General features: G+C 67.5%; 9 protein-coding genes. 5 read left to right on the plus strand and 4 right to left on the minus strand.

Translation table 11 applies throughout. The annotated features are described in order from the left end of the window. Positions 1-18: 18 nt before the first annotated feature. Both DT603_RS15420 and DT603_RS15425 read right to left on the minus strand, forming a co-directional pair. Entirely contained in the window at positions 19-702 is a 684-nt protein-coding gene (locus tag DT603_RS15420; RefSeq protein ID WP_211368479.1) for a ketosynthase, read from the minus strand. A 37-nt stretch (positions 703-739) separates the two neighbouring features. Next, on the minus strand, positions 740-1,009 hold the full coding sequence (locus tag DT603_RS15425; RefSeq protein ID WP_162350879.1) for a phosphopantetheine-binding protein: 270 nt from the start codon (positions 1,007-1,009) through the stop codon (positions 740-742). A gap of 134 nt (positions 1,010-1,143) precedes the next feature. Between DT603_RS15425 and DT603_RS15430 the strand changes: the two genes are divergently transcribed. Next, positions 1,144-2,544, plus strand: coding sequence for an NAD(P)/FAD-dependent oxidoreductase (locus DT603_RS15430; protein WP_162350880.1), 1,401 nt, complete (start codon positions 1,144-1,146; stop codon positions 2,542-2,544). Beyond that, positions 2,541-3,548: a chorismate transformation FkbO/Hyg5 family protein gene (locus tag DT603_RS15435; protein WP_162350881.1), complete on the plus strand. Its 1,008-nt coding sequence runs from the start codon at positions 2,541-2,543 to the stop codon at positions 3,546-3,548. The genes DT603_RS15430 and DT603_RS15435 overlap by 4 nt, the downstream gene beginning before the upstream one ends. A 104-nt stretch (positions 3,549-3,652) precedes the next feature. On the opposite strand, the gene DT603_RS15440 is transcribed toward DT603_RS15435, so the two are convergent. Beyond that, complete coding sequence (locus DT603_RS15440) at positions 3,653-4,999, minus strand: AMP-binding protein (protein WP_162350882.1); 1,347 nt, start codon at positions 4,997-4,999, stop codon at positions 3,653-3,655. Positions 5,000-5,210: 211 nt separating this feature from the next. Here DT603_RS15440 and DT603_RS15445 point away from each other — a divergent pair, with 211 nt between their 5' ends. Genes DT603_RS15445 through hemF form a run of 3 tightly spaced genes read left to right on the plus strand, consistent with a single transcriptional unit; the run spans position 5,211 to position 9,076 of the window. Beyond that, entirely contained in the window at positions 5,211-7,574 is a 2,364-nt protein-coding gene (locus DT603_RS15445) for a S9 family peptidase (protein ID WP_425500990.1), read from the plus strand. A gap of 3 nt (positions 7,575-7,577) precedes the next feature. After that, positions 7,578-8,123 (plus strand): hypothetical protein, encoded by a 546-nt coding sequence (locus DT603_RS15450; RefSeq protein ID WP_162350884.1) that lies wholly within the window; start codon positions 7,578-7,580, stop codon positions 8,121-8,123. 35 nt (positions 8,124-8,158) lie between these two features. After that, positions 8,159-9,076: an oxygen-dependent coproporphyrinogen oxidase gene (gene hemF, locus DT603_RS15455; RefSeq protein ID WP_162350885.1), complete on the plus strand. Its 918-nt coding sequence runs from the start codon at positions 8,159-8,161 to the stop codon at positions 9,074-9,076. A 37-nt stretch (positions 9,077-9,113) separates the two neighbouring features. Here the strand turns inward: hemF and DT603_RS15460 are convergent, their stop codons facing one another. Then, positions 9,114-9,605 (minus strand): DUF421 domain-containing protein, encoded by a 492-nt coding sequence (locus tag DT603_RS15460; RefSeq protein ID WP_162350886.1) that lies wholly within the window; start codon positions 9,603-9,605, stop codon positions 9,114-9,116. Between the last annotated feature and the right edge of the window lie 134 nt (positions 9,606-9,739).

Below are 9,739 nucleotides of genomic sequence, written 5' to 3' on the forward strand. Positions count from 1 at the left end.
ACCGGTCCTGCGCGGGGTTCAGCGCAGCAGCTGGTTCCAGAAACCCGGGCCCAGTTGCGCCATCTGCCGCATGAACTGCAGGACATTGCGATACGGGCGCAGCGGGAACACCAGCTTGCGATACCAGTACTCGGCCAGGAAGAACACGCCCACGATGCCGTAGTTGAGCAGGTTGGCGAACAGGGACCATTGTTCGTCGGTCACCGTCCATGCCGGCCGATGCCCCAGCTGCGCCAGCACGCCACTGGGCACGGCGCACAGGGCCAGCCACAGGTTGGCCAGCGCCAGCACGCCCAGCATCACCGCCCAGGCGGTGGTCAGCTGGCGGGTATAGCGGTACAGGGCCGGCGTCATCGGCATGGCAGCCTGCGCGTACAGGCCCTGCACGATGCGCGTGATCAGCGGCACCTGCCCGGCGCGCAGGGTCCGGCCGAACAGCCAGCTGGCCAGGGCGATGAACACCACCGGCGGGGCCAGCAGCGGCATCAGCGCATAGCGCGATTGCGACACCCACCACAGCCACAGCAGGCACGAGGCCAGCAGCGTCAAGGCCCATGCGCGGCGCCTGAGCAGCGGCTCCAGCAGCAGCAGCAACACGATGTCGGCCATCGCCAGCGCGGCCCAGCCGCCATCGCTGCGGGCGCTGGCAAGGTGGGCAAATACGGGATAGGCCGCGGCCAGCAGCAGCCGCAGGCCCATCAGCAGGCCCCCGGAAACCTCCGCGGCGAGTGGCGTGGGCTCAGGCGGCCTTGTTGGCTTCGACATGCGCCGACAATGCGCGCAGCGACGCGAAGATGCGACGGTTCTCGTCGTTGTCCGAACGCAACTGGAAGCCGTACTGCTTGCTGATCGCAAGCGCCAGCTCCAGCGCATCGATGGAATCCAGGCCCAGGCCCGTGTTGAACAGCGGCGCTTCCGGATCGATCGCCCCGGCCTCGACTTCCTCCAGGTTCAGGCTTTCAACCAGCAGGGTGGCGAGTTCGCGTTCGGCGGCGGTTTGCGTGGACATCCGGTGTGGCTTCCGTGGTGACAGGGGCGACACGATCCTGCATCCGCGCCTGCTTGGCAACCATGGCCGCCTCCCGGCCCCGCGTTATCATGTCCACCTGTTCTTCATGAACGACGAATTATGGTTCAGCCAGGATGATCCAAGCCGACCCCGCAACCGCATCACCCACCCTGCATCCACCGGCTGCGCCGGCCCCCGATCCCCACCCCGTCGACGTGCTGGTCATCGGCGGCGGCCCCGCCGGCACCACTGCTGCCACCTTGCTGGCGCGCCAGGGCTGGCAGGTGGTGTTGCTGGAAAAGGGCGTGCATCCACGCTTCCATATCGGCGAGTCGCTGCTGCCGATGAACCTGCCGATTCTCGAGCGCCTGGGCGTGCTGGACCAGGTGAAGGAGATCGGCGTGTTCAAGCCTGGTGCCGATTTCCCCCAGCAGGACGATGGCAACAGCGTCAACGTGTTCAGGTTCGATCGTGCGCTCAATCCGGTCTTCGGGCACGCCTACCAGGTCAAGCGCGAGGAATTCGACCACCTGCTGTTCGAGAATGCGCGCGCCAGCGGCGTCGATGCCCGCATGCAGGTGGTGGTGGAAAAGGTGGAATTCGGAGCCGATGGCCGCCCCGCCGCCGTGCAGGCGCGCACTGCCGACGGCGAGCCGCTGGCGTTCGCGCCGCGCTACCTGATTGATGCCAGCGGCCGCGACACCTTCATGGGTGCCAGGCTGAAACTGAAGAAGAAGAATGCGCTGCACCAGTCAGCGGCGATCTTCAGCCATTTCCGTGGTGTCACCCGCCGCGAAGGGCCCGACGCCGGCAACATCACCGTCGAGCGCTTCGCGCACGGCTGGATGTGGCTGATTCCGCTGCGCGACGACGTGATGAGCGTGGGAGCGGTGTGTTTCCCCGAATACCTCAAGCAGCGTCGCGGCGATGGCGAAGCACGCTCCAACGAAGCCTTCCTCATGCAGACGCTGCAGGCCACGCCCTCGGTGTGGTCGCGCATGCAGGGTGCCGAGCGCATCGCGCCGGTGCACGTGACAGGCAACTACTCCTACACCTGCTCGAAGATGACCGGCCCGGGCTGGATCATGGTCGGCGATGCCTATGCCTTCATCGACCCGGTATTTTCCTCGGGCGTCTACCTGGGCATGAACAGCGGCGAGAACGCGGCGGCGGTGGTCGATGGCGCCCTTCGCGACCCGGCCAGCGAAGCGCGCCTGCAGCAGGCCATGGAGCGTCGCCTCAAGCGCGGCCTGAAGCACTTCTCGTGGTTCATCTACCGCTTCACCACCCCGGTGATGCAGCGCCTGTTCGCCAATCCGCGCAATGATTTCCAGGTAGAGCAGGCCGTCATCTCGATGCTGGCCGGCGACGTGTTCGACAACCGCGCCGTGCTGCGCAGGCTGCGCCTGTTCCGCATGATCTATGCATTCAACGCGCTGCAGCTGGCGCCGCGCGCGTTCCGCGGCTGGCTGCGCCGCAAGCGCCAGGTGCGCGAGAGTTTCGGCGGCGACACGCTGCAGGAAGGCAATCCATGAACCGGCCGATGACTTCCATGCCCTCCGCGGCAACGCATGCGCGCCTGGAAGTGGACTACGTACTAGGCGATTCGCCGGGCGCCCTGCTGGAAGGCGACGACGTGCTGGCGGTACTGGGCTTCGGCACCGCGGCCCCGCATGACGCCGATCCCCGCTACCTGCGCGTGCCGTTGCAACCCTACGGCGCCGCGCCCTTCGAAGTCTGGCACGCCAACGCGCCGGTGAGCAGCGGCCGCGACGGCGATATTGCCTGGTCTACCGATGGGCAGTTGCTGTTCGGGGCGATTGAAATCAATGAAAGCGAGATCGGCATCGAAGCGGCGGCCCAGAGCGCCTATGCCCAGCTGATCGACTTCGTGCGCCGCAGCGGCACCCCGCAACTGCTGCGCATCTGGAACTACCTGGATGCCATCACCTTGGGCCAGGGCGATGGCGAGCGCTACCGCGAATTCTGCGTCGGCCGCGCGCGCGGCATGGGCGACTTCGACGCCTCGCGTTTGCCTGCGGCCACCGCCATCGGACGCTGCGACGACGAGCGCGTGATCCAGATCTACTGGCTGGCGGCGCGCGAAGCCGGCACGCCGGTGGAAAATCCACGCCAGGTCAGCGCCTACCTGTATCCACGCCAGTACGGGCGGCAGTCGCCGAGCTTCGCCCGCGCGATGCTGCCGCCGCCGGGCGGACACATGCCGCTGCTGTTGTCGGGCACCGCCAGCGTGGTCGGCCACGCCTCCCAGCACGAAGGCGAACTGCTGGCGCAGATCGAGGAAACCTTCGTCAATTTCGACGCCCTGTTGGGCGCGGCGCGGCAGCGTGCGCCCACGCTGCCGGCGCAGTTCGGTGCCGGCACCCGCCTCAAGGTCTACGTGCGCGACCGCGACGACCTGCCCCTGGTGGCCCACGCGCTGGACCAGCGTTTCGGCGAACGCGTGCCCCGACTGTTGCTGCACGCGGCGATCTGTCGCCGCGAGCTGAGCATGGAAATCGACGGCGTCCACGGCTGAGGGGTTGCAGTGCGTCGGTAGTAGCGACGCGAGTGCGATCAGGCGGTGCCAGCGAAGCCGGTTCTCGCCTTCCCCGGCTCCAACGCCTGCTCCCTGCAACCGCCTTACAGCAGTTTCAGCAGCTCCGCGCGTGGCAGCTTGCCGGTTTCGCTGCGTGGCAAGGCCGCCACCTTTTTCAGCGGACGCGGCAGGAACACCGGGTCGATGCTGGCGCGCAGCGCGGCGAGGATGTCGCCCTCGGCCAGCGTCGGCGCAACCACCAGCGCAGCCACCCGGGCCAGGCCGCGGGTCTCGCAGGCATCGAGTTGCAGCATGACGCCATCGTCCACGCCCGGAATGGCCAGCAGGTGCCGGGTGAGATCACCCAGCGAGGCGCGCTTGCCGGCGATTTCCAGCAAGTCCGCCTGGCGGCCGCGCAGGTGGAAGCGACCGTCGGCTTCCACTTCAACCAGGTCAGCCAGGGTCACCGGCTGTGGCAGGTGGCGGGCCTGCACCAGGGTGCCGTCCGGAACGGGTTGCACCTGCACGCCGGGTAGCGGTGTCCACGCGGTTTCCAGTGCGGTACGCCGGCGCGCGATCACGCAGGTCTCGGTGGAGCCGAACACCTCGCGTACCTCGCAGGCGAAGCGCGCTTCGGCGGCGGCAGCCAGTTCCGGGGACAGCGGCGCGGTCGCCGACACGATGCCGCACAACGGCGGCAGCGCGACCCCGGATTCGACCAGCGCGCGCAGGTGCACCGGCGTGGTGGCGAGCAGGCGCGGCGCGGGAGTCTCGGCCAGCGCGCGGGCCACGTCCTCCGGGAAGAACGGCCGCGAGGCATGCAGCCCCGCCGGCCCCAGCAAGGGCAACAACACCGACAGCTCCATGCCGTACATGTGTTGCGGCGGCACCGTGGCCACGATGTGGGGCATGGCATGGCCCTGCCACAGGCTTTGCAGGGCCATCATGTTTTGCGCGGTGCTGGCGCGGAACGCCGCCCAGGTCTTGGCGTTGGGCTTGGGGCTGCCGGTGCTGCCGGAGGTGAAACCGATGGCGACCACCGCGGCATCCTCGATGAGAGGGGTTTCGCCCTGCAACTGCGGCAAGACCTCCGGTAACTGCCAGTGGCCCGGCGGCACTTCCGCCAGCAGCCCGTCGCCCAGGCTGTAGCTGTCGGGGTAGCGCGCGAGCACGTCGATCACCACGGAAGGTGCGCGCGAAGGCGGCAACAAGGTGATCTGGCCGCGTAGCGCGACGGCGCAGAAAGCGACCAGGAAGCGGTAACGGTCCTCGCACAGGTTGACGGCATGGCGGCCGGCCGGCAATGCGGCAGCGAGGCCACGGACCTGGGCGAAGAAGGTGTCCAGGTCGATGTGCCGGCTGCCGTCGATCGCCACCGTGCGTGCACCCGGACCCAGGGCCAGCGCATGGCAGGCGGGAATGCCGGGATTGGCGTGTACGACGGCTGACATCGGGCTGCGATCTCCTGGTGGCGTTCGGCTTCCCTCAGTGGTTCAGCCCTCCCCGCGCCCGTCGCCTGCTGGCGACCGCGCGCGAGGATTGTGGAGGAAACCGCGCGATGAAGGAATCCGGCCCTGCCTCCAGGCAATTTGCAGGGCCGTCCATATCGGGCTGGTAACCTTGCGGTTCAGCATATTGAACGGAAACGCGATGCGTCCCTGCCTGCACGTCCTGTTGTCTGCCGCCGCCCTTGTCCTGGTTCCCACCGTCGCCGCGCAGGAAAGTCCCGCCCTGAGCATCGAACAGGTCATGGCCGATCCGGACTGGATCGGTCCACCGGTGGAGGGTGCCTGGTGGGCCTGGGACGGCAAGCACGTGCAATACCAGCTCAAGCGCCAGGACAGCGCCATCCGCGACACCTTCCAGCAATCCACCTCCGGCGCCGCCGCGCAGCGCGTGGGCGACCGCGAACGCGACACCCTGGATGCCGCCACCCCGGTCTATGACGGCCAGCGCCGGCACATGGCCTTCGTGCGCAATGGCGATGTGTTCCTGCGCGACCTGCGCAGTGGCGCGCTGGAACAGCTGACCCGCAGCAACGACGAGGAATCCCAGCCCCAGTTCGCCAGCGACGGCGGGCTGGTCTGGCGCGTGGCCAACCAGTGGTATCGCTGGACCTCGACCGGCGGGGTGGTCCAGGCCGCACTGGTCAAGGCGGAGAAGGATCCCAACGCCAAGCCCAAGCCCGACGCGTTGCGTGAGCAGCAGCTGCGCACCTTGCAGACGCTCGCGCGCGACAAGGCCCAGCGCGATGCGCTGCAGGCGCAGAACGAAAGCTGGCGCAAAGCGGACCCCAGCCGCGCCGCGCCGCCGGTCTACCTGGGCGATGACGTGCAGATCGTGCAGAGCGCAATGTCGCCGGACGCGCGCTGGCTGCTGGTGGTCACCCAGAAGAAGAATGCCGAAAGCGGGCAGGCAGGCAAGTTGCCGCGTTATGTGACCGAGTCCGGCTACGAGGAATTTCAGGAGGTGCGGACCCGCGTCGGCCGCAACGCGCCCCCGCCGCAGGCACTGTGGCTGGCGGATCTGGCCAATGGCAGCGTCCGCGAACTCAAGTTCGACGCCCTGCCCGGCATCGCCGATGATCCGCTGGCTGCGCTGCGCAAGGCGGCCGGCAAGGAGGCCCTGAAAGGCAATCGCGACGTGCAGGTGGCCACCAGCGGCGACAACGGCGAGGGCAGCACGCTGCGCTGGAGTGCCGACAGCCGCAATGTCGCGGTCATGGTGCGCGCCATCGACAACAAGGACCGCTGGATCGCCGGCGTAGACCTGGCCGAGGCCCGCCTGCAGCCACGCCATCGCCTCACCGACCCGGCCTGGATCAACTGGAGCTTCAATGACTTCGGCTGGGCCAACGACAACCGCACCCTGTGGTTCCTGTCCGAACAATCCGGCTATTCGCACCTCTATACGCAGCGCGAAGGCGGCAAGCCGGTGCAGCTCACCTCCGGCGCCTGGGAGGCGTCGGCGCCGGTGCCCGCCGTCGACGGCGACGGCTACTTCTTCCTGTGCAACCGCAAGCAGCCCGGGCGCTACGAAGTCTGTCGCGTCGACGGCGGCAAGCTGCGTGAATTGACCGACCTGGGCGGGGTGGAGGATTTCACCCTGTCGCCCGACGGCAGCCAGCTGCTGCTGCACCACTCGGCCAGCTACCTGCCTTCCCAGCTCAGCGTGATCGGCGCCAACGGCGGCAATGCGAAGTCGCTGACCGACACGCGCACGCCCGCGTTCAAGGCGCGCCAGTGGATCGAGCCGCAGATGGTGCAGGTGCCCTCGCGGCATGGTGCCGGCCAGGTCTGGGCCAAGTACTACGGCCCGGCCACGCTGGAGCCTGGCAAGCACTACCCCATCGTGATGTTCGTGCATGGCGCCGGCTACCTGCAGAACGTGCATGCGCGCTACCCCGCCTATTTCCGCGAGCAGATGTTCCACAACCTGCTGGTGCAGCGCGGCTACATCGTGCTGGACATGGATTACCGCGGCAGCGAGGGATACGGACGCGACTGGCGGACCGCGATCTATCGCAACATGGGCCATCCGGAACTGGACGACTACCTGGACGGCCTGGACTGGCTGGTCGCCAACAAGCAGGGCGACCGCGACCGCGCCGGCATCTACGGCGGTTCCTACGGCGGCTTCATGACCTTCATGGCGCTGTTCCGCGAACCGGGCAAGTTCAAGGCCGGCGCCGCGCTGCGACCGGTGGTCGACTGGACCCAGTACAACCACGAATACACCAGCAACATCCTCAACACGCCGGAACTGGACCCCGAGGCCTACCGCAAGTCCTCGCCCATCGAATACGCCGCCGGCCTGCAGGACCACCTGCTGATCGCCCACGGCATGGTCGATGACAACGTGTTCTTCCGCGATTCGGTGGTGCTGACCCAGAAGCTGATCGAACTGCACAAGGACAACTGGGAAATCGCACCGTATCCGCTCGAGCGCCACAGCTTCACCCGCGCCGATTCCTGGCTGGACGAGTACAAGCGCGTGCTCAAGCTGTTCGAGGAAAACCTGAAGTAGGCGATGGTGACGACCACGCCACGTTCGGAGTTCGTCACCGTCATGGCCTGGATCTCGCTGGCCCTGGGCGTGGCGGGCGTGGCCTCGGGCGTGGCGCAAGGCCTGATGCTGCTGGTCACCCCTGTCGACCATGAGCTCCAGGAACTGCTGGCGGCGATCGCGCCCGGGGTGGAATTGCCCCCGGCGTTGCGCTGGACGATCGACCATCTTGGCCTGTTGAACTTCCTGTCGCTGCTGTCGTCGGCGCTGTTCACCGCGGTCTCGTACGGCCTGCTGAAGCGTTTCGAATGGGGACGCGTGGGTTTCGTGCTGTTCCTGGCTGCCAGCGCGCTGGCTGGCGTGCTGGGCGCGGCCACCTTCGTCCATGCCCTGCCGCCGGCCGACGGCATGGCCGCTGCCGATATCGCCGCGATCGATCCCGCGTTCCAGGGCCTGCAGTCGGCGATGAAGCTGGTGATGGGCGTGGGCGCGGCACTGGTAGCGGCATTGCACGGCGCCATCATCTGGAAGTTGTACCGGCCCGAGATACGCGCGGAGTTCAAGCGCTGATCGGCGTGGCGGGCGGGCGCCGCTAGAATGGGCGTATGAACGAATTCGACCGCGTCCGCGACTACCTCACCGGCCTGCAGGACCGCATCTGCGCCGCCATTGAAACCGCCGATGGCGGCGCGCGATTCACCGAGGACAACTGGACGCGGGCCGAAGGCGGCGGTGGGCGCACGCGCATCCTCCGCGACGGGGCGGTGTTCGAGCAGGCCGGCATCGGCTTTTCCGATGTGTCCGGGACCAAACTGCCACCCTCCGCATCCGCCCACCGCCCCGAGCTGGCCGGCGCCTCGTGGCGCGCAGTCGGGGTGTCGCTGGTGTTCCATCCGCGCAATCCCTACCTGCCCACCACCCACGCCAACGTCCGTCATTTCCGCGCCGAGCGCGATGGCCAGGCCGTGGCCTGGTGGTTCGGCGGCGGCTTCGACCTGACTCCGTTCTATCCGTTCGACGAAGACGTGCTGCACTGGCATCGGACGGCGCGCGCATTGTGCGAGCCGTTCGGCGGCCAGGAACGCTACGACGCGCACAAGCGCTGGTGCGACGACTACTTCTTCCTCAGGCATCGCGACGAGACCCGTGGCGTCGGCGGCCTGTTCTTCGACGACCTCGGCAAGGACTTCGAACGCGACTTCGCCTACCAGCGCGCGGTCGGCGATGGTTTCCTCGACGCCTACCTGCCGATCGTCGCGCAACGCAAGGACACCGCCTATGGCGAGCGCGAACGCGAGTTCCAGCTGTACCGGCGCGGACGCTACGTGGAATTCAACCTGGTCTACGACCGCGGCACCCTGTTCGGCCTGCAGAGCGGCGGCCGCGCCGAATCGATCCTGATGAGCCTGCCGCCGCGGGTGCGCTGGGAATATGGCTTCGCTCCCGAGGCGGGCAGCCCCGAATCCCGGCTGGCCGACTACCTCAAGCCGCGCGATTGGCTGCAGGATTTCTCCACCTTGTAGGAGCGTCCTTGCTTGTAGGAGCGCCCTTGGGGCGCTGTTACGACGGATCGCGCCGGACCAGGGTGACATGGCCGTTGGTCTCGAGCACCGCCATGCGGATGTCGCCGATGTCATCGATCCCCGATTCGCGCATGGCCTTGTCGAAATCCGCGCGACTGATCAATTCGCGCCGCAGCACGTCCTTGTAGACCTGTCCGTCGCGCGCCAGCAGCACCGGCGTGCCCTCCACCAGCGCCTCCATCTTCTCGCTGCGTGCCGAGACCAGCCCGACCAGCCAGTTCAACAGCAGCAGGGTCGTGGCCAGCAGCAGGCCGCCGCCGACCGAAGTGTCCTTGCCCAGCAGCGCGTTCTGTACCGCATTGCCCAGCAGCACCACCAGCAGCATGTCGAAGGGCGTGAATTGCCCCATGGTGCGCTTGCCGGAGGCGCGGATCAGGGCCAGCAGGATGAAATACACGATGCAGGCACGCAGCACGAAATCCCACCACGGCATCGCCAGGTCGAACATTTCGTTGAATGCATGCGCCATGGTCGGATTCCGGAAGGTAGTGCGCGCACCTTAGCGCAGTACGTTTGCTGAGCCGCATGGAAAATGATCGCGCAATAAAAAGCCCCGCAGACCAGGGGGGGGTCGGCGGGGCCAGGGAACTCGGCCTGGGGAGG

It is taken from the genome of Pseudoxanthomonas gei (assembly GCF_010119615.1).
GTDB lineage: Bacteria > Pseudomonadota > Gammaproteobacteria > Xanthomonadales > Xanthomonadaceae > Pseudoxanthomonas_A > Pseudoxanthomonas_A gei.